Origin of the sequence: Nocardiopsis endophytica (genome assembly GCF_027706725.1) — a bacterium.
Classification (GTDB): Bacteria; Actinomycetota; Actinomycetes; order Streptosporangiales; family Streptosporangiaceae; genus Nocardiopsis_A; species Nocardiopsis_A endophytica.
Genome location: NZ_JAQFWQ010000027.1, coordinates 49,475 through 67,977 on the forward strand (window position 1 = coordinate 49,475; position 18,503 = coordinate 67,977).

Genomic DNA, 18,503 nt, shown 5'->3' on the forward strand with positions numbered 1-18,503 from the left:
GCAGGTCAGACAGCCGGGACACCGTCGTCCGGAATGGTTCTGTGCGCGCTACGCGTTCCGCTGGACGGAACGATACCCTACGGCGTTCCCCCGCGCGGCCGGGACCCCGTAGGGTTGTGCGTGTCCGTGCGAGGAGTAAGCGATGGGCCCGCCCGGACGGCGGGCGCGGTGAGGAGGCAGCCTGTGCCTGAGCTCGACGACGGTGCCCCCGAACTCGTCGAGCCCGTCCTGGTGGCCGCCTTCGAGGGCTGGAACGACGCCGGAGAGGCCGCCAGCGCCGCGCTGGAGCACCTGGCCTCGGCCTGGGACGCCGAGGACCTGACCCGCCTGGACACCGACGACTACTACGACTTCCAGGTCTCCCGGCCCCGGATCACGGTGGCCGACGGCAGGCACGCGGGGTTGGAGTGGCCCGCGACCCGGGTGCGCACGGCCCGCGCGGGCGGCGTGGACGTGGTGCTGGTGAGCGGCACGGAGCCGAACATGCGCTGGCGCGGCTTCTGCGCCGACCTGCTGGCGATCGCCCGGGAGCTGGGCGTGCGCCGCGCGGTGATGCTGGGGGCGCTGCTGGCCGACTCCCCGCACACCCGGCCGGTCCCGGTGACCGGTGTGGCCTCCCCTCCGGAGCTGGGCACCGACCTGGGCCTGGAGCCGACCGAGTACGAGGGCCCCACGGGGATCGTGGGCGTGCTGCACGACGTGTTCGCCGAGGCCGGGATCGAGACGGTGTCGCTGTGGGCGGCGGTGCCGCACTACGTGGCCCAGCCGCCGAGCCCCAAGGCGGCGCTGGCGCTGCTGCGGCGGGTGGAGGACGTGCTGGACCGCCCGGTGCCCATGGGCGAGCTGCCCGAGGACGCCCGCGCATGGGAGACCGGCGTGGACGAGCTGGCCTCGGAGGACGAGGACATCGCCGGGTACGTGCGCAGCCTGGAGGAGGCCAAGGACGCCGCCGAGCTGCCGGAGGCCAGCGGCGAGGCGATCGCCCGCGAGTTCCAGCGCTACCTGCGCCGCCGCGACCACGGCTGAGCAGCGGAGGGCGCGGCGCGCTCAGAGGTCGATGCCGCGCCACTCCCCCGTGAGGGCGACGGACGCCCAGGCGCCCGCGATGCGGGCCAGGCCGCGCCGGACCTCGTCGACGACCGCCGGGGCCAGCACGCCCTGCTCCTCCCGCGGGTCGAGCCGGACCGTGACCCGCAGGCCGTCCAGCACCCGCTGCCCGCGCGCGAGGGCGTCCTCGTCGGTGGCGCGGCCGGCGGCCTGGAAGAGCAGGGCGCGGATGCCGTCGCGCAGGGAGAGGGCCTCGTCGAAGTCGGCCAGCGTGATGGGGATGGCGCCGGCGCTCACCAGCCCGTGCTCGCGCAGGAAGCGGGCGAGGTCGGCGCGGTCGGCCAGGTCGCCGCGGGGCCCGGCGAAGGCGGACACGAGTTCGGCGGCGGAGGTCGGTCGGGTCGTGGTCGTCATGGAGCCATCCCACCACGGAATGCCATCGCACAGTGGCGTTCCGCAGGTTCCCGACCACAATCGGCCGTTTGTCACGTAGGGGAACATCCTCCCCTTATTCTCCGCCGCGCCCCTTGAACGAGGCGACTGAACGACGCGAGGGCGGGCACCCCCGCAGGGTGCCCGCCCTCGCCTCCTACGGCTCCGCTACAGCTCCACGCCCAGCAGGGCGTCCACCGTGTCGCGCACCAGGGCCGGGGCCGCCGGGTCCTCGCCCGTGCCCGCGTTCGCCTTCTCGGCCCACGCGTCGACGGCCGCGAGCGCGGCCGGGGCGTCCAGGTCGTCCGCGAGCGCCCGGCGCACCTCGGCCAGCACGGGGGCGGCGTCCGGCCCCGCCTCCCGCGCGGCGGCCGAGCGCCAGAGCGCCAGCCGCTCACGGGCCCGCTCGAGCCCCTCGGGGGTCCACTCCCAGTCGGTGCGGTAGTGGTGCGGCAGCATCGCCAGGCGCACCGCCATCGGGTCGGCCCCCTCCTCCCGGAGCCGGGAGACGAACACCAGGTTGCCGAGCGACTTGGACATCTTCTCGCCGTCGAGCCCGACCATGCCGACGTGCATGTAGTTCTGCGCGTGCGGGTGCGCCCCGGTCGCCTTGACGGCCTCGGCGGCCCCCATCTCGTGGTGCGGGAAGACCAGGTCGCTCCCGCCGCCGTTGAGGTCGAAGCCCATCCCCAGCTCGTGCAGGGAGATGGCGCTGCACTCCACGTGCCACCCGGGGCGGCCCCGCCCCAGCGGGCTCTCCCAGGCGGGCTCGCCCGGGCGCTCGGCCCGCCACAGCAGCCAGTCCAGGGGGTCCTTCTTGCCGGGCCGGTCCGGGTCCCCTCCGCGCTCGCCGAACAGGCGCAGCATCTCGGCGCGGTCCATCCCGCCGATCTCGCCGAAGCGGTCGGCCGCCTCGACCGCGAAGTAGACGTCGCCCTCCAGCTCGTAGGCGGCGCCCGCGGCGCGCAGCCGCTCCACGAAGGCGGAGATCAGGTCGATCGATTCCACGACGCCCACGTAGGCGCGGGGCGGCAGCACCCGCAGCGCCTCCATGTCCTCGCGGAACACCTGGATCTCGCGGGCCGCCAGGTCCCGCCAGCCCTCGCCGGTGGCCTCCGCCCGCTCCAGCAGCGGGTCGTCCACGTCCGTGGTGTTCTGCACGTAGTCCACGGCGTGCCCGGCGTCCCGCCACACCCGGTTCACCAGGTCGAAGGTCAGGTAGGTGAAGGCGTGGCCGATGTGCGCGGCGTCGTAGGGGGTGATCCCGCAGACGTACATGCGGGCCGTCGGCCCGGGGGCGGTGGCCCGCCGTCCCCCCGTGACGGTGTCGTGGATGCGGAGCGGTCCGCCGCTGCCGGGCAGGCGGACGATGTCGGGCGCAGACCAAGAACGCATGACACCGAGATTATCCGGCCAACTACGGCGAAACCTCCCGGCCCCGGGGCGCGCCGGACGAGATCATTCGCCGATCCCGTGCGGGAATAACTCAGACCGAACGTTGTTCGGGCCCACCGCCCTGCCGTGCGCCTCCGGATGAGCGCACGATGGCCGTCACGGCGGCGGCCGCCGCCAGGGCGCACACGACGGCGGTCAGGGTGTTGTCCGCGTTCCAGTGCGTCAGGGCCGCCGCGAGCGCCACCACGTACAGCAGCCAGTACGAGGCCCGCTCGGTGCGTGTGGAGGGCCGCGCGGCGGCGGGCCCGCGCTGCCCGGTGGTCCACCCGCGCAGCTCGCGCAGGCGGGTCAGTGTCCGCCGGAGGCAATGGCGGTTCATACGGCCTTCCCGTTCCCGATCTCGCCCGGGGGCGTCAGCCCCTCCGTCCCCTTTCAGACGTTGAGCACGGATTCGGGGTTGACACGGTGTGGCCCGCCCCTCGCCCGGCGCGCACCCCGCACCCTCTCAGCGCACCTCGTCGACCATCCGCCACGCCTCCGGGGTGCCCGGCTCGGCGCTGAACGCCATCCGCGCCCCCTCCCGCGCCACGGCCGCCAGCGCCATGGACGAGGTCGCCCACACGCGGTCGGGCCCCAGCTCGACGCGGGCCGCCAGGGACGCCGGGTCGTCCTTCCCCGCGCCGTATCCGCCCGTGCGGGCGGGGCCGCGCACCCCCGCGTCGAGCAGGCGCGGCCACGCGCCCCACACCTCCTCCGGTTCGCGGGCGGCCTCCAGGTCCCCGGCCCCGGGGGCCGGCCGGGAGGCGCCGAAGGCCGGCGCGTGCCGGACCGCGCGCGGCGCACGCGCGTCCAGCCCGGAGTTGGTCACCACGCTCACCCCGGCGGGCAGCGGTTCCCTCCTGAGCTCCCGGCCGTCCCAGGTGAGCACGGCCCCGCCCGACGGGTCGGCGACGACCAGGTGGAACGGCTCGTAGCGGGCCAGGTCCTCCCCCGCGGCCGCGTCGGCCCCGCCGTCGGCGCCGAGCAGCGGGAGGCGGCCGCGGCTCAACCGGGCCTCGGGCGGGACCGTCCTCACCGGCGGCTCGTCCTCCGAACCGCCGCGCGGGGCCGCGTTGAGCACCGCGCACACCCGGGCCCCGGCGCCGGTGCCCACCGCGAGCCAGGTGCCGCCCGCCTCGGTGTCGCGCCCGCCCACCAGGCCGGGGTGGTCGGGCCAGTGCCGCGCGGGCGGCTCCCAGGGCCGCAGCAGCAGCTCGTCGCGGACCGCCGCCAGCACCAGCGGTACCGGCGCCGACGGGTCGAATCCGGTGATGACCGTGCACATCGGCGCCTCCCGCAGGCCGTTCGTGGCGCCGTCGTGCCTCCTGCGGCGGCGCTGCCACCACTATGGCGCCCCGGCCGCCCCGCGGCGGCGGCGGGGTGCGGGCACCACCCGCGCCCGGCGGGCCTGCCCGACCGCGCCGTGCCCCGGACGTCCCCTAAGCTCTGCTACGGCGCGCCCGGCCCACGTGGGCCCCGGCCGCCCCGCGACCGACCGACTGGAGCGTGCATGACCGCCCCCCGCGATCAGCAGGACCCGCCCCTCCCCCTGCCCGACGACGACGGGCGGGGGCTGACCGCGGCCGAGGTCGCCGCGCGGGTGGCCGACGGGCGGACCAACGACGTCCCGGTGCGGGCCAGCCGCAGCGTCGGCGCGATCATCCGCGGCAACGTGCTCACCCGGATCAACGCCATGGTGGCGGTGCTGTTCGCGATCATCGCGGTGATCGGCCCGGTCCAGGACGGCCTGTTCGCGATGGTGATCGTGGTGAACACGCTCATCGGCATCGCGCAGGAGCTGCGCGCCAAGCGCACGCTGGACAGGCTGGCGATCGTGAGCGCGGCGCGCCCGCGCGTGGTGCGCGACGGCGCCGCCGTCCCGGTCACCGCCCAGGAGATCGTGCTGGACGACGTGGTCGAGTGCGCCCCGGGCGACCAGGTCGTGGTGGACGGGGCCGTGGTCGCCGCCGAGGCGCTGGAGGTCGACGAGTCGCTGCTGACCGGTGAGGCCGACCCCGTGGTCAAGCGGCCCGGGGACACGGTCATGTCGGGCAGCTTCATCGTCGCGGGCACGGGACGCTACCGCGCCTCCAAGGTCGGGCGGCACGCCTACGCCGCCCGCCTGGCCGAGGAGGCGAGCCGGTTCAGCCTGGTCCACTCCGAGCTGCGCTCGGGCATCGACCGCATCCTGCGGTTCATCACCTGGGCCCTGTTCCCCATCGGCGGGCTGCTGGTGTTCAGCCAGCTCGCCCTCAACAACCAGGTCACCGTGGACGGCGCGATCGGTGAGGGGCAGATCGGCGGGCCGCTGGCGGACGCGCTGCGCGGCATGGTGGCCGCCCTGGTGTCGATGGTGCCCGAAGGGCTGGTGCTGCTGGTGAGCATCGCCTTCGCGGTGGGGGTCGTGCGGCTGGGGCGGCACCGCTGCCTGGTGCAGGAGCTGCCCGCCATCGAGGGGCTGGCCCGGGTGGACGTGGTGTGCACCGACAAGACCGGCACCCTGACCGAGAACGGCATGCGGCTGGCCGAGGTGCGCGAGATGGGCGGGGCCGGGGACGCCCCGGCGCGGGAGGCCCTGGCGGCCCTGGCCGGGGCCGACCCCCGCCCCAACCCCAGCGTCGCGGCGGTCGCCGAGGCCCTGGGGGCGCCGCCGGAGGGCTGGACGGTCGTGGCGCGGGCCGCGTTCTCCTCGGCCCGCAAGTGGAGCGGGGCCTCGTTCGCCACCCCGGACGGCGAGGAGCACTGGGTGCTCGGCGCCCCCGACGTGCTGGCGCCCGCGGGCGGCCCGGAGGCGGCCGAGGCCGAGCGGATCGGCGGCACCGGGCTGCGGGTGCTGCTGCTGGGGCGGGCCGCCGAGCGGGTGGACGCGCCGGGGGCGCCGGGGCCGGTGCGGCCGGTGGCGCTGGTCGTGCTGGACCAGCGGCTGCGCGACGACGCCAAGGACACCCTGGACTTCTTCGCCGGGCAGGACGTGCGGGTCAAGATCGTCTCCGGCGACAACGCGGTGTCGGTGGGCGCGGTGGCCCGGGCGGTGGAGCTCCCAGGCGCCGACGAGCCCCGGGACGCGCGCGAGCTGCCCGTCGACCCGGACGGGTTCGCCGAGGAGGCCGACCGCGCCTCGGTGTTCGGCCGGGTCACCCCCGAGCAGAAGCGGGACCTGGTGCGGGGGCTGCGGGCGCGCGGCCGCACGGTCGCGATGACCGGCGACGGCGTCAACGACGTGCTGGCGCTCAAGGAGGCCGACATCGGGGTGGCCATGGGGGCGGGCAGCCCGGCCTCCCGCGCGGTGGCGCAGATCGTGCTGCTGGGCGACCGCTTCTCGGCGCTGCCGGCGGTGGTGGCCGAGGGGCGGCGGGTCATCGGCAACATCGAGCGGGTGGCCAACCTGTTCCTGACCAAGACCGTGTACTCGATGACGATGGCCACGATGGTCAGCGTGCTGTCGGTGGCCTACCCGTTCTTCCCGCGGCACGCGACGCTGATCAACGCGGTGACGTTCGGCATCCCGTCGTTCTTCCTGGCGCTGGCGCCCAACACCGAGCGGGCGCGGCCGGGGTTCGTGCGGCGGACGCTGCGGCTGGCGGTCCCCTCGGGGCTGATCGCCGGGGCGGCGGCGGTGACGACCTACCTGCTGGTGCTGGGCGGCCGGTCGGTGCCGGACCCGGCGGACCGCACGGCGGTGGTGGTGACGCTGTGCGCGACCACGCTGTGGGTGCTGCTGCTGGTGGCCAAGCCGTACGTGTGGTGGAAGACGGTGCTGGTCGGGGCGATGGTGGGGCTGCTGCTGACGGCGATGCTGACGCCGGTGGGGCAGGCGTTCTTCGCCTTGGACGTGAGCGAGCCGGGCAAGCTCTGGACCGGGCTGGCCGTGGCGGCCGCGGCGATGGCGCTGATCACCGCGGTCCGGCTGGTCGACGACCGCCTGATGGCCCGGGAGGAGGCCCGCCCGGAGGGCGCGGCCGGAGAGGTCGGGGAGCCGCCCCGGGAGTGCGTCACCAGGTGACGGGCAGCGAGGTCAGGCCCGTCACGAGGACGTCCCGGTCGAGCGGGAGGTCTTCGGCCGGCACCGCTAGGCGCATCCCCGGGAACCGGGACACGAGTGCGGTCAGGGCCTCGTGCAGCTCGATCCTGGCCAGAGGCGCCCCGATGCAGTACCGGGCGCCGTGTCCGAAGGACAGGTGGGCCCCTTCGCGGCGGGCGGGGTCGAACCGGTCGGGGTCGGTGAACACCGCCGGGTCGTGGTTGGCGGCACCGGTGTCCAGGAGGACGAGGTCGCCCGCGCGCACGTGGGCCCCGGCGATGTCGAGGTCGGTGCGGGCGTACCGGGGGATGCCGCCGCTTCCCCTGGCCGGGGCCCTGAGCACCTCCTCGACCGCGGGGGCCGCGAGGTCGGGGGCCTCCCGCAGCCGCCGCCAGTGGACGGGCCGGTCCAACAGCAGCAGCACGCCCAGCCCGAGGGCGGCGGTGGTGGTCTCGTACCCGGCGAACAGCAGGGACATGGCCAGCATCGCCGCCTCGTCGCCGCTGACGCCCTCGGTGGCCGCCAGGCGGGAGAGGACGTCGTCGCCGGGCTCGGAGCGCTTGCGCTCGACCAGTTCGCGCCCGTAGCCGAAGAGGTCGGCCAGGCCCTGTTCGGAGCGGGCGCGGTCGGTCACGTCGGCGGCGGCCCGGGCCCAGGCGCCGAAGCGGTCCCGGTCGGCCCCGGGCACCCCCAGCAGCTCGCAGATCACGGTGACGGGCAGCGGCAGCGCCAGGGCGGTGACCAGGTCGGCGGGCGGGTCGCGGCGGGCCAGGCCGTCGAGCAGCCCGGCGGTGATCTCCGCGATCCGCGGGCGCAGGGCCCGCATGCGCCCGGGGGTGAAGTGCGGCCGCAGCAGGGCGCGCATGCGCGCGTGGTCGGCGTCCTCGGTGGCGGGGTCGCCGACCGGGCCGCCGAAGAGCGCCGAGGCGCCGGTCCGGGCCGCGTTGTCGGGGTCGGGGTGGGAGCGTCCCAGGCGCGCGTCGTCGAGCAGGGCGCGCACCAGGGCGTGGTCGGTGACCAGCCACGCGCCGTGCCCCACGGCGGTCCGCACCCGGTGGACGGGGCCCCGGTCGATCAGCCGCCGCAGCTCCGGCGGGGTGCGCAGCGGGTGGGGCCGGTCGAACGGCAGCCGGACCTCCGGGCTCTTGTTTACATCGGTGTGTACATCCATGAGGAAACAAGAGCACATGTATACTCCGAAGTCAACATCTGGAGGGGAGCGCATGGACGGGATGGACGGGACCGACGAGCGCGCGCGGGCGCGCACCGGCGCCGCCGCGCGCCGGCTCCCCCGGGCACAGCGGCGCGACCAGATCCTCGACGCCGCCGCGCGCGCCTTCGCCCGCAGCGGCTACGCGGCCACCGGCCTGGACGAGGTCGCCGCCGAGGCGGGCATCACCCGGGTGCTGCTGTACCGGCACTTCGAGTCCAAGAACGCGCTGTACCGGGCGGTCCTCGACCGCTCGTGCGAGCGCCTCGCCGGACGGACGGGCACGGAAGGGTTCGACGGGACCACCCTCCCGGCCCTGCTGCGCGCCGCCGCCGCCGACCCGGACGGCTTCCGGCTGCTGTTCCGCCACGCGGCCCGCGAACCGGAGTTCCGCGACGTGGTCGATTCCTTGGCCGCGTCCTCAACCGCCGCCACACGCGAGAACCTGGCGGGGCGGCTGCCCGAGGGGGCCTGGGCCGAGTGGGCGTACCGCCTGGTGCCGGTGGTGGCGATCGAGGCGGTCATCGCGTGGCTGGACGCGGGCGGCCCCGACCCGGAGACCGCGCACCTGCGGGTGGAGGCGGCGGTGCACGGCGTCATCGCCGCCGCGGCCCCCCGGCCGGCCGCAGGTGCCCTCTACACCGGCGGCCAGGGGACGGCGGGCCAGGCCGGGGACGGGTAGGGGTGCACCTTGTGCTCCAGGAGCAGCTCCACCCGCCTGCGCAGGGCGTAGCGCTCGGGCGCGGTCAGGTGGCGGTCCAGTTCCGCCGACAGCTCGCCGCCGTGCTCCTCCAGGCGTCCGTACAGGGACTCCAGGCCCTCCACCGCCTCCTCCGTCAGCGGCTCGCCCTGCCACTGCCACAGGACCGTGCGCAGCTTGTACTCCTCGGCGAAGGCCACCCCGTGGTCGCACCCGTGCAGGTGCCCGCCGGGCAGCGGCAGCAGGTGCCCGATCTTGCGGTCGGAGTTGTTGATGACCGCGTCGAAGACGGCCATCCGGCGCAGCGGCCCGCTCTGCTCGTCCCGGGCCAGGGCGACCAGGTCCACCTCGGGGTCGGCGTCCACCCACAGCTGCACCATGCCCTCGCCGAAGGGCCCGTCGCGGTGCACGGTCGGCGGCACCACGCCCCACCCCAGCGCCTCGGAGACGGCGAAGGCCGCGACCTCGCGCCCGGCCAGGGTCCCGTCAGGGAAGTCCCACAGCGGGCGCTCCCCCGCCACCGGCTTGTACACGCAGGCCGCCTCCCCCTCCGGGGAGGAGACGGTGGCGTAGAACGTGGCGTTGGAGGCGGCGGTCAGCCGCCCCACGACCTCCAGCGTGCCGGTGCGCAGCAGCTCCGCGGCCTCGGCGCCGGACATCCCCCCGGTCACGCGCCCGCGGGCCGGTAGCCGTTCTGGCGGGGGCAGATGTGCCCCGCGGGGTCCAGCGGCCGCCCGCACAGCGGGCAGTTGGGCCGCCCGGCGGCGACGACGCGCATGGCGCGCCCGGCGAAGGCGCGCGCGGCCGACGGCGTCAGGTGCACCCGCAGCACGTCGCGGTCGGCGGGGGCGGTCTCGCTGAAGACCTCCACCTCGCCCTGCTCCTCGGACTCCCCGTCCGCCTCCTGCACGGCCTCCTGGGCCTCGATGATCACGCGGGAGGCCTCGGCGTCCCAGGCCAGGGCCAGTGTGCCCACCCGGAAGTCCTCGTCGATGGGCTGCTCCAGGGGGTCGTCGTCGACGTCGCCCCCGTTGCCCGCGGCCTCGGGCAGCGGGTCGCCGAAGCGCACCCGCACCTCCTCCAGCAGCTCCTCCACGCGCTCGGCGAGCGCGGACACCTGGGCCTTCTCCAGAACGACGGAGGTGATGCGGCCGCCTCCGCTCGCCTGGAGGAAGAAGGTCCGCTCCCCAGGCTGGCCGACGGTGCCGGCCACGAAGCGGTTCGGCGGGTCGTACAAGTACAGCGACATGCCAAGAACCCTAGAGGATCACGGGCCCCGGGGCGATCGGGACCGCCCCGGTCACAGGCGGGCGGCGCCCGCGCCGCCGCCGACGACGGCGTCCCCGCCCTCCTCCTGGGCCCCCTCCTGCGGGGGCGGCGCCAGGCCGTCGGCGGTCGCGCCGACGTCGTTGAGGCGCAGCAGGAACGGCCGGGCGGCCGTGTAGCGGACGGCGGTGACCGAGCACGGGTCGACCTGGATGCGCTGGAACAGGTCCAGGTGCATGCCCAGGGCGTCGGCGGCGACCGCCTTGATCACGTCGCCGTGGGCGCAGACCAGGTAGCGGGGGCGGCCGGTGCCGGAGGCGGCGGTCAGGCGCGCGTTCCAGTCGCGCACGGCCTCCACGGCACGGGCGGAGACCTGCGCGAGGGACTCCCCGCCGGGGAAGCGGGCGGCCGAGGGGTGCTGCTGGACGACGGGCCACTCGGGCTCGTCCTTGAGCTCCTCCAGGGTCCGCCCGGTCCAGGTGCCGTAATCGCACTCGCTGAAGCGCTCGTCGACCACGGGGTCCAGGCCCAGGGCGGCGGCGAGCGGCTCCGCGGTCTGGCGGCACCGCTCCAGCGGGCTGGTGACGATCGCGTCCAGGTGCAGCCCGGCCAGGCGGCGGGCGGTGTCCTCGGCCTGGCGCCGTCCGCGGTCGTCCAGGTCGATGCCGGGGGCGCGGCCCGCCAGGACGCTGCCGGTGACGGCGGTGAGGCCGTGGCGGAGCAGGACGAGGGTGGCGGAGGCGTTCGCTGGGGTGCCCATGGCCGTCCAGGGTAGTCCAACGGCGCCGGGCCGCCCGCCGGGGCGGCCCCGGGTCAGCCGGTGGGCACGCCCTCCTGGCCCTGCCCGGTGCCCTGCTGCTGCCCGGTGGCGTCCTGGCCGGCCTGGCCGCCCGCGGTGCCCTCGCCGCCGTCGGCGGTGCCGTCCTGGGCGGCGTCGCGCTCCTTGGGGTCGTAGGTCTGGCCGGTGAGGGGGTTGACCGGCAGCCCGGTCTCCGGGTCCAGGGACACGTCCATCTGCAGCTCGGGGTCGTAGTGCAGGCCCGACTCAGGGTTGACCGGCAGCCCCACTTCGGGGTCGATCTCCCAGCCGGTGGCCGGGTCGGTGCTCGGAGAGGGCGACGGCTCCTGCGAGGGCGACGGGGAGGGCTCCTCGCTCGGCTCCGGGGAGGCGTCGGCGACGACCTCGCCCTTGTCGTGGCGCTCCTCGGTGCCGCCCTGGGGGTCCAGCACGCCGAAGCTGACCAGCGTCAGCACCAGCACGCCCAGGCCGATGCGGTAGTAGACGAAGGGCATGAAGCTGTGCGTGGAGATGAACTTCATCAGCCACGCCACCACGACGTACCCGACGACGCCCGCCACGAGGGTGCCCACCGCGGTGGCCAGCCAGCCCGCGTACTCGTTGCCGCCGATGTCGGTCATCTTGTACAGGCCCGAGGCGAACACCGCGGGCATGGCCAGCAGGAAGGAGAACTCGGCGGCGTCCTTGCGCTTGAAGCCCATCAGCATCCCGCCGGTGATGGTGCCGCCGGAGCGGGAGACGCCGGGGATGAGCGCCAGGCACTGGAAGAGGCCGAAGGTGACGCCGCGGGTGACGGTCAGGTCGGCCAGCACCCGGTGCTTGCGGGTGTAGCGGTCGGTGGCGCCGAGGATGACGCCGAACACGATCAGGGTGAGCGCGATCAGCCGCAGGTCCCGGAAGACCGTGTCGATCTGCTCCTCCAGCAGCAGCCCCAGCACGCCGATGGGCAGGGTGCCGATGATGACGTACCAGCCCATCCGGGCGTTGATGTCGCGGCGCAGCTCCTTGTCGAACAGGGAGCGGGTCCACGTGGACAGGATCGCCCAGATCCGCTGGCGGAAGTAGATCAGCACCGCGAGCTCGGTGCCGATCTGGCTGACCGCGGTGAACGCCGCCCCCGGGTCGGGCCACCCGAAGAACGCGGAGATCACCCTCAGGTGCCCGCTCGACGAGATCGGCAGCATTTCGGTCAGCCCTTGGACGAGTCCAAGGATGATGGCCTCGATGATGGACACGGCGGGCTCGGCTCCAGTCGGCAGGTTCGGCGAAGGGCCGCGGCGGGGACGCGGCGGGAGTCTGGGCGGTCCGCCGCCGCGGGGTGGGGCCGGCCGGCTCCGACCGGCGCCCCGACCGTCTCCTCCGGCGGCGACTCGGGCAGCTTACTACCCCGTTCCGCGCGCGCGAGCAGGGCCCACACGGGCCCCGGCCGTTCCGGTCGGGCCGACGGCGCCTTCCGGCCGGACCGCCGCATCCCGCCCGAACTGGGGTTCTTCCGGCGGGCCTCCGCCGCCCGCCCTCCGACCGGGTAACCTCGCACGCCATGGAACAGCGACAGGCGGGCGGCTCGGGGCTGTGGGTGTCGTCCACCGCCCTGGGGACCATGACCTGGGGCAACGACACCGACCAGGCGGAGGCCTCGGATCTGCTGACCGCCTTCGTCGACGCCGGGGGGACGCTGGTCGACACCGCCGACGTGTACAACGGGGGCGAGGGCGAGCGCGTCCTGGGCCGCCTCCTCAACGGGGTGGTGCGGCGCAGTGATGTGATCATCGCCACCAAGACGGGGCACGCCACCGACGGCCACCGGCCGGTGGACACCTCCCGGCGGCACCTGCTCGCCTCGCTGGAGGCGTCGCTGCGGCGGCTGCAGACCGACCATGTGGACCTGTGGCAGCTGCACGCCCACGATCCGGCCACCCCGTTCGAGGAGACGCTGTCGGCGCTGGACGCGGCGGTGGAGTCGGGCAAGGCGCGCTATGTGGGCGTGGGCAACACGACGGCGTGGCAGTTCGCCGCGTACGCGGCCTGGCAGCGCGCGGCGGCGCCCGGGCGCAACCCGGTGGTGACGGCGGCGGCCGAGTACTCGCTGCTGTGCCGGGAGCCCGAGCGCGACCTGCTGCCGGCGGCCGCGGCGCTGGGGGCGGGGGTGATCGCCTGGGCCTCGCTGGGGCGCGGGGTGCTGAGCGGCAAGTACCGGCGGGGCGTCCCGCAGGGGTCCCGCGCCTCCCGGCCGCAGATGGCGCCGTACGTGGAGCCCTACCTGGGCGAGCCGAGCCGCCGGGTGGTGGAGTCGGTGTGCACGGCGGCCGAAGGGCTGGGCGTGTCCCCCCTGGCGGTGGCCCTGAGCTGGGTGCGCGACCGGCCGGGGGTGGTGTCGGTGGCCATCGGCCCGCGCACGGCGGCCCAGCTCGACGAGATCCTCGGCACCGACGACGTCCACCTGCCGGAGGAGATCCGCGAGGCGCTGGACGACGCCTCCCGGAAGCGGTGAGCCGGGGACGGACGCCGTCGTCGGAGTTCCTCGCTAGGCTGCTCTCTCGTCGACCGCCCCGTGGAGAGGACGCTTCCCGCATGTCAGACGCCCCCGAGCGCACCGCCGCCGTGCTGGCGGGGATGGGCGCACCGGAGTCCCTGGCCGGGCCGCTGGTCGGTGCGCTGGGCCCCGGCGCCGCCGAAGAGCTGGCCGCGGACCCCTGGCGGCTGCTGGCGCTGCCCGCGGTCACGCCCGACCAGGCCGACTTCTGCGCCCGCCGCGCCCTGGGCGACGCCGCCGCCCCCGACGACCCCCGGCGCGGCCGGGCCCTGGTCGGCCGGGCGCTGGCCGCCGCCGTGCGGGAGGGCTCCACGGCCGTGGAGGAGCGCGAGCTGGGCCGGGCCCTGCGCGGCATGCGGATCGCCGACCCCGGCGCGGCCGTCGAGGCGGCGCTGGACGACGGCTCGGCCATGGTGTTCGAGGTCTTCCCCGAAGACGCCGACGACGGGTTCGAGGACGGCGAGGCCCCGGAGATGCCCGACCCGGACCGCTTCCTGGCCCCCACCCGCGTGGGCCTGGCCGAGCAGGAGCTGGGCGAGGGCCTGGCGCGGCTGATCGGCACCAGCGAGCCCATCATGGACCCGGCGACCGCCTCGGAGACCGCCGAGGCCGCCGCCGAGCGCATCGGCGAGGACGTGGAGGCGGAGACGTCCGCGGCGGCGATCGCCGCGATCATGCGCGGGGTGACGGTGCTGCGGCACGGCCCGGCGGCGGGCGCGGCGGTGCGCCACACCCTGGCGTGCCTGGCCGCAGCGGCCGAGGACAGCGGTGTCGGGCTGGCGGTCGCCTCCCCCACCGCCCAGTCGGCGGCGGTGCTCAACGAGCTGCTGGGCGGCGCCCTCGCGGCCGCCGCGCCGGGCGCCGTCTCCGGGGAGGGCGCACCGGAGGCGGAGCAGGCCGCCGGGACCGACACGGAGGACGAGGAGACCCCCCAAGAAGGAGCGGCCCCCTCCCCCGTCGTCGCCGTCGAGGCGGTGCCGCTCGGGCGGCTCCTGGCGGCCGGTGGCCCGGTGCCCGCCGGGATCGTCGTGGTCTCCGACGCCATGGCGCTGGACGTGGAGCGCGCGGCCGCCCTGGTCGAGGCGTGCGAAGACGGCACCCACCTTGTGCTGCTCGCCGACCCCGCCGAGGCGCCGTCGGCCCGGCCCGGCCAGGTGGTGCGGGACGTGGCCGAGTCGCGGATGGCCGCCGTCGCCGACCTGCCCGACGCCCCCTCCCCCGGGCCGCTCGGAGAGCTGGCCGCCGCCGTCGCCGGGGGCGACCTGGCGCGGGTGGAGGCGCCCGACCGGGAGGTCGTGCTGGTGCCCGCGTCCTCGGGCGCCGAGGCGGCGCACCGGGCGGTGCAGCTCGTGGGCGACTCGATCCCCCGGGCGCTGGGCATCGCGGCCGAGCAGGTGCAGATCGTGGCCGCCACGCGCGGCGGCGAGGCGGGGACCGACGCCCTCAACAAGGCCTGCAAGGAGCGCTTCAACCCCGGCCCCGGCGCACTCGGCGGGCTGGACGCGGGCGACAGGGTGCTGCTGTCGGGCGGCGGCCCCGGCTATTCGGCGGGCGACGTGGGCCACCTGCGCACCGGTCCGGAGGGCGACGAGCGCCCGCACGTGGAGCTCGCGGGCGGCGGCGCGCCGGTGCCCGTGGACCCGGCGCATCTGCGGCCGGGCTGGGCGGTGACGGTGGCCGCCGCACACGGCTCGCGCTGGCCGGGGGCCGTGGCGGTGTTCGGTCCTGAGACGCGGGGGTCGCGCCCACAGGTGTACACGGCCCTGACCCGGGGCGTGCGCCACGTGTCCATCGTGCACGCGGCGGGCCCGGAACTGGCCGAGGCCGTGAAGGAGAAGACGTCCCTGCCCCGCACCACCCGCCTACGCGACATCATCCGGGAGGGGTAGCTGGAGGCCTCACGATTCCAGAGGACGTGCCTTTTCCCTGGGAGCGAGGCTAGCCGGACGGCCGCGGCGGCGTCCGCGATCTCCCGTGACCGCCCTTGATCCGGCCTCACCCCTTCCGGTCGCGGCGGAGGCGCCAGGCGAAGTACGGGGTGCCGATCACCGCGGCCAGCAGGCCCGACGGGATCTCGGCCGGGGCGATCACCGTCCTTCCCACCGTGTCGGCCACCACCATCAGCGCCGCCCCGAACAGCCCCGCCACCGGCAGCAGCCGGTGCGCCCGCGAGCCCGTCAGCATGCGGGCCGCGTGCGGGGCCACCAGGCCGACGAAGGCCACCGTGCCCACCACCGCCACCGCGCTCGCCGCCAGGGCGACGGCCAGCGCCAGCACCCACAGCCGCGTCCGCTCCAGCGGGAGCCCCAGCGTGCGGGGCGTGTCCTCGCCCAGGGCCAGCAGGTCGATCCTGCGCAGCGCCACGGCCAGCGGCACCGCCGCCAGGGCGGTCGTCGCCCCCAGCACCAGCAGGTCGGTGGTGTCACGGGCGTAGGTGCTGCCCGACAGCCACCGCAGCGCCTGGGCGGTGCGGAACTGCGCCCCCGTGACCAGGTAGTTCGTGGCGGCCGTGGTGAGCGCGAACATGCCGATGCCCACCAGTACCAGCCGCTCCGGCGCCACCGACCCGCCGCGCCGGGACAGCCCGTAGGCGGTGGCGAAGGCGGCCGCCGCCCCCGCGAAGGCCGCCACCGGCAGCACCGCGTAGGGCACCATCGGCAGCGCCACCAGGACCAGCGCGGCGCCGAAGCCCGCCCCGCCGCTGACGCCCATCACGGTCAGGTCCGCCATCGGGTTGCGGGCCACCGTCTGCACGATGCCGCCCGCCACGGCCAGCATCGCCCCGGCGAGCGCGGCGACCAGCAGCCGCGGCAGCCGGTACTCGGCCACCACCGTCCGCGCAAGGTCGCCGCCGTCGCCCGTGGCCAGCGCGACCAGCTCGCCCGGCGGCACCACCACGTCCCCCGCCAGCAGGCCGGCGGCCAGCAGCACGCCCAGCAGGACCGTGCCTCCGGCCACCACGGGCACCGCCGGGATCCGGCGCCCGCGCCGCGTCGGTGCCGCGGTGCCCGGAGCCGCGGGCTCCACCGGCAGCCTGCGCGCCAGGACCAGGAAGAGGGGGGCGCCGAACAGCGCGGCCACCACCCCGGCCGGGACCTCGTTCCCGGTGGGCGAGGTGACGCGGGCCAGCAGGTCGGCCGCGAGCAGCAGGGAGGCGCCCCACAGCGCCGCGGCGGGCAGCAGGAGCAGGTGGCGGCGGACCCCGCAGAGCCGGACGATGTGCGGCGCGGCCAGCCCGATGAACCCGATCGGCCCGGTGACCGCGACCGCGCCCGCGGCCAGCAGCACCGACAGCAGCACGGCGCCCGCCCGCACCCTGCCCACGGGCACGCCCAGCCCGCGCGCGGTGTCGTCGCCGGTGCCGAGGATGTCCAGGGCCCGGGCCAAAAGCAGCCCTCCGGCCAGGCCGGCCGCCAGCAGCGGCAGCGCCGACAGCGACCGGCCGGTGTCCGCGACGGCCAGCGACCCGTGGCCCCAGAAGAACACCGCCCCGGTCTCGGCCTCGAAGAGCATCACCAGCAGGGCGCTGACGCTGGACAGCGCCAGCGACACCGACACCCCGGCCAGCACCAGGTGCGAGGAGCCGTTGCGGCCGCCCGCCACGGCGTGCACGACGGCGGCCGCGGCCAGGCCGCCCAGGAACGCGATCGCGCCGCGCGGCAGGTCGCCGAAGGACAGCCCGGTGACGGTGGCGGCCACCATCGCCAGGTAGCCGCCCGCGGTCACGCCCAGGGTGTCGGGGGCGGCGAGCGGGTTGCGCACCGCCGACTGCAGCAGGGCGCCGGAGACGGCGAAGGCCGCCCCGGCCACGACCCCGGCCAGGGTGCGCGGCAGCCGCCCGCCCAGCAGCACGGCCCGCACGTGCTCGTCCCCGGCGATCAGCGCGGGAAGGTCGGCCGGGCCGACCCCGCCCCGGCCGTGGGACAGGTGCAGCAGTGCGATGACCGCCAGTGCCAGCGCGCCGCCGCCGACCGCGGCCGCGGCGGACGGCCCCCGGCGCCCGGAGCGGGCGGCGGGGGCGGCGGAGGCGACCGGGGGTGCGGGGGCGCTCACGCGGTGAGGGCGGCGGTGATCTCCTCGGCCACCTGCCGCGACGAGAGGGGCCCACCGAAGTACCAGGTGCCCGGGTCCAGGGCGTGCACCCGGTCCTCCTCGACGAACTCCAGGTCCTGCCAGAGCTCGTTGCCGTCGAGGTCGCCGGTGAAGACGTTGTCGTCCTCGGCGGCGACGTAGACCAGGTGGGAGTCCTCCACCTCGGTCAGGCCCTCCACGTCGACCTTGCTCATCCCGTAGGCGTCGGCGTCCGCCGTCCAGGCGTTGGCCAGCCCCAGCTCGCCCAGGAGCGCCCCGGGGACGGTGGAGTCGGTGAGGAGTTCCACCACCGCGGCGCCGTCGGCGGTGTAGCCGCGGGCGACGGTCACCTCGGCGCCGTCCGCCCCGGCGTCGGCGAGCTCGCCCTTCAGCTCCTCCAGGCGCGCGTCGAGGCCGTCGAGCACCTCCTGGGCCTCGTCCTCCTTGCCGACGGCGGTGCCGATGGTCGCGAAGGTGGCCCGCATCTCGGCGTACTCGCCGTCGGCGGCGTAGGGGTCGAAGACGAGCGTGGGGGCGATGTCCTGGAGCTGTTCGAGGTTCTCGCCGGAGCGCAGCTCGGAGGTGATGATCAGGTCCGGGTCGAGCGCGCGGATCGACTCCAGGCTGGGCGCGTCGCGGGTGCCGACGTCCTCGACGCCCTCGTCGAAGCGCGGCCCGGCGGTGACCCACTGGTCGTAGCCCTCGACGTCGGCGACCCCGGCGGGGGTGACCCCGAGCGCCTGGAGGTCCTCGGCGTAGGTCCACTCCAGGGCGACGACGTCGGTGGCGGGCGCGTCCAGCTCCAGCTCGCCGAGGGTGTGCTCCAGGGTGACGGCGCCGCCGCCGTTCCCGCCGCCGCCGGAGGTCCCGGCCCGGTCGCCCGCGGCTCCGCATCCGGCGGTGGTCAGTGCGAGGGCGAGGGCCGCGGCCGGTACCGCGATGAGCGCTCTGGTCATGGGGGACGCCGTTCCTTGTTCTTCTCGGTGATGG

16 protein-coding genes are annotated in these 18,503 nt (G+C 76.2%); 5 read left to right on the forward strand and 11 right to left on the reverse strand.

The annotated features are described in order from the left end of the window. Positions 1–183 precede the first annotated feature (183 nt). The gene (locus O4J56_RS11800; protein WP_270685771.1) at positions 184–1,026 is read left to right on the forward strand and encodes a PAC2 family protein; all 843 of its coding nucleotides are present in this window, start codon (positions 184–186) and stop codon (positions 1,024–1,026) included. Positions 1,027–1,047: 21 nt separating this feature from the next. Here the strand turns inward: O4J56_RS11800 and O4J56_RS11805 are convergent, their stop codons facing one another. From O4J56_RS11805 to O4J56_RS11820, 4 genes are all read right to left on the reverse strand, one after another. Beyond that, entirely contained in the window at positions 1,048–1,461 is a 414-nt protein-coding gene (locus tag O4J56_RS11805; protein ID WP_270685772.1) for an ABATE domain-containing protein, read from the reverse strand. 186 nt (positions 1,462–1,647) lie between these two features. Continuing rightward, a complete protein-coding gene (gene mshC / locus O4J56_RS11810; protein WP_270685773.1) occupies positions 1,648–2,874 on the reverse strand; it encodes a cysteine--1-D-myo-inosityl 2-amino-2-deoxy-alpha-D-glucopyranoside ligase in 1,227 nt (408 codons plus the stop codon). Between the two features lie 91 nt (positions 2,875–2,965). Continuing rightward, entirely contained in the window at positions 2,966–3,253 is a 288-nt protein-coding gene (locus O4J56_RS11815; protein WP_270685774.1) for a hypothetical protein, read from the reverse strand. Positions 3,254–3,379: 126 nt separating this feature from the next. Next, a complete protein-coding gene (locus O4J56_RS11820; protein WP_270685775.1) occupies positions 3,380–4,198 on the reverse strand; it encodes an NRDE family protein in 819 nt (272 codons plus the stop codon). 225 nt (positions 4,199–4,423) lie between these two features. Here O4J56_RS11820 and O4J56_RS11825 point away from each other — a divergent pair, with 225 nt between their 5' ends. Beyond that, the gene (locus O4J56_RS11825) at positions 4,424–6,916 is read left to right on the forward strand and encodes an HAD-IC family P-type ATPase (RefSeq protein WP_270685776.1); all 2,493 of its coding nucleotides are present in this window, start codon (positions 4,424–4,426) and stop codon (positions 6,914–6,916) included. Here O4J56_RS11825 and O4J56_RS11830 read toward each other — a convergent pair. After that, complete coding sequence (locus tag O4J56_RS11830) at positions 6,906–8,105, reverse strand: cytochrome P450 (protein WP_270685777.1); 1,200 nt, start codon at positions 8,103–8,105, stop codon at positions 6,906–6,908. The two genes, O4J56_RS11825 and O4J56_RS11830, sit on opposite strands and share 11 nt — an antisense overlap. 16 nt (positions 8,106–8,121) lie before the next feature. On the opposite strand from O4J56_RS11830, the gene O4J56_RS11835 reads away from it, so the two are divergent. After that, on the forward strand, positions 8,122–8,826 hold the full coding sequence (locus tag O4J56_RS11835) for a TetR/AcrR family transcriptional regulator (protein ID WP_270685778.1): 705 nt from the start codon (positions 8,122–8,124) through the stop codon (positions 8,824–8,826). On the opposite strand, the gene O4J56_RS11840 is transcribed toward O4J56_RS11835, so the two are convergent. The 4 genes from O4J56_RS11840 to O4J56_RS11855 are packed head-to-tail and all read right to left on the reverse strand — an operon-like array spanning position 8,781 to position 12,144. Next, entirely contained in the window at positions 8,781–9,503 is a 723-nt protein-coding gene (locus O4J56_RS11840; protein ID WP_270685779.1) for an SCO1664 family protein, read from the reverse strand. The genes O4J56_RS11835 and O4J56_RS11840 overlap by 46 nt on opposite strands. Before the next feature lie 8 nt (positions 9,504–9,511). Continuing rightward, on the reverse strand, positions 9,512–10,093 hold the full coding sequence (locus O4J56_RS11845; protein ID WP_270685780.1) for a DUF3090 domain-containing protein: 582 nt from the start codon (positions 10,091–10,093) through the stop codon (positions 9,512–9,514). Positions 10,094–10,144: 51 nt separating this feature from the next. After that, positions 10,145–10,870 carry a histidine phosphatase family protein gene (locus tag O4J56_RS11850; RefSeq protein WP_270685781.1) on the reverse strand — a complete coding sequence of 242 codons (726 nt, stop codon included), beginning with the start codon at positions 10,868–10,870 and terminating at the stop codon, positions 10,145–10,147. Between the two features lie 53 nt (positions 10,871–10,923). Beyond that, positions 10,924–12,144, reverse strand: a complete 1,221-nt coding sequence (locus O4J56_RS11855; protein WP_270685782.1) for an undecaprenyl-diphosphate phosphatase — start codon at positions 12,142–12,144, stop codon at positions 10,924–10,926. Between the two features lie 305 nt (positions 12,145–12,449). Between O4J56_RS11855 and O4J56_RS11860 the strand changes: the two genes are divergently transcribed. Beyond that, positions 12,450–13,400 carry an aldo/keto reductase gene (locus O4J56_RS11860; protein ID WP_270685783.1) on the forward strand — a complete coding sequence of 317 codons (951 nt, stop codon included), beginning with the start codon at positions 12,450–12,452 and terminating at the stop codon, positions 13,398–13,400. 80 nt (positions 13,401–13,480) lie between these two features. After that, a complete protein-coding gene (locus tag O4J56_RS11865; protein WP_270685784.1) occupies positions 13,481–15,331 on the forward strand; it encodes a helix-hairpin-helix domain-containing protein in 1,851 nt (616 codons plus the stop codon). Between the two features lie 106 nt (positions 15,332–15,437). On the opposite strand, the gene O4J56_RS11870 is transcribed toward O4J56_RS11865, so the two are convergent. Both O4J56_RS11870 and O4J56_RS11875 read right to left on the reverse strand, forming a co-directional pair. After that, positions 15,438–17,495, reverse strand: a complete 2,058-nt coding sequence (locus O4J56_RS11870; RefSeq protein ID WP_270685785.1) for an iron ABC transporter permease — start codon at positions 17,493–17,495, stop codon at positions 15,438–15,440. Beyond that, positions 17,492–18,469 (reverse strand): ABC transporter substrate-binding protein, encoded by a 978-nt coding sequence (locus O4J56_RS11875; RefSeq protein WP_270685786.1) that lies wholly within the window; start codon positions 18,467–18,469, stop codon positions 17,492–17,494. The genes O4J56_RS11870 and O4J56_RS11875 overlap by 4 nt, the downstream gene beginning before the upstream one ends. Between the last annotated feature and the right edge of the window lie 34 nt (positions 18,470–18,503).

What these genes read in the sequence shown, in the direction of transcription:
- O4J56_RS11805 (WP_270685772.1), bottom strand. Translation starts at nt 1,461, where the DNA reads ATGACGACCACGACCCGACCGACCTCCGCCGCCGAACTCGTGTCCGCC.
- mshC (WP_270685773.1), bottom strand. Translation starts at nt 2,874, where the DNA reads ATGCGTTCTTGGTCTGCGCCCGACATCGTCCGCCTGCCCGGCAGCGGC.
- O4J56_RS11815 (WP_270685774.1), bottom strand. Translation starts at nt 3,253, where the DNA reads ATGAACCGCCATTGCCTCCGGCGGACACTGACCCGCCTGCGCGAGCTG.
- O4J56_RS11820 (WP_270685775.1), bottom strand. Translation starts at nt 4,198, where the DNA reads ATGTGCACGGTCATCACCGGATTCGACCCGTCGGCGCCGGTACCGCTG.
- O4J56_RS11825 (WP_270685776.1), top strand. Translation starts at nt 4,424, where the DNA reads ATGACCGCCCCCCGCGATCAGCAGGACCCGCCCCTCCCCCTGCCCGAC.
- O4J56_RS11830 (WP_270685777.1), bottom strand. Translation starts at nt 8,105, where the DNA reads ATGGATGTACACACCGATGTAAACAAGAGCCCGGAGGTCCGGCTGCCG.
- O4J56_RS11835 (WP_270685778.1), top strand. Translation starts at nt 8,122, where the DNA reads ATGTATACTCCGAAGTCAACATCTGGAGGGGAGCGCATGGACGGGATG.
- O4J56_RS11840 (WP_270685779.1), bottom strand. Translation starts at nt 9,503, where the DNA reads ATGTCCGGCGCCGAGGCCGCGGAGCTGCTGCGCACCGGCACGCTGGAG.
- O4J56_RS11845 (WP_270685780.1), bottom strand. Translation starts at nt 10,093, where the DNA reads ATGTCGCTGTACTTGTACGACCCGCCGAACCGCTTCGTGGCCGGCACC.
- O4J56_RS11850 (WP_270685781.1), bottom strand. Translation starts at nt 10,870, where the DNA reads ATGGGCACCCCAGCGAACGCCTCCGCCACCCTCGTCCTGCTCCGCCAC.
- O4J56_RS11860 (WP_270685783.1), top strand. Translation starts at nt 12,450, where the DNA reads ATGGAACAGCGACAGGCGGGCGGCTCGGGGCTGTGGGTGTCGTCCACC.
- O4J56_RS11865 (WP_270685784.1), top strand. Translation starts at nt 13,481, where the DNA reads ATGTCAGACGCCCCCGAGCGCACCGCCGCCGTGCTGGCGGGGATGGGC.
- O4J56_RS11875 (WP_270685786.1), bottom strand. Translation starts at nt 18,469, where the DNA reads ATGACCAGAGCGCTCATCGCGGTACCGGCCGCGGCCCTCGCCCTCGCA.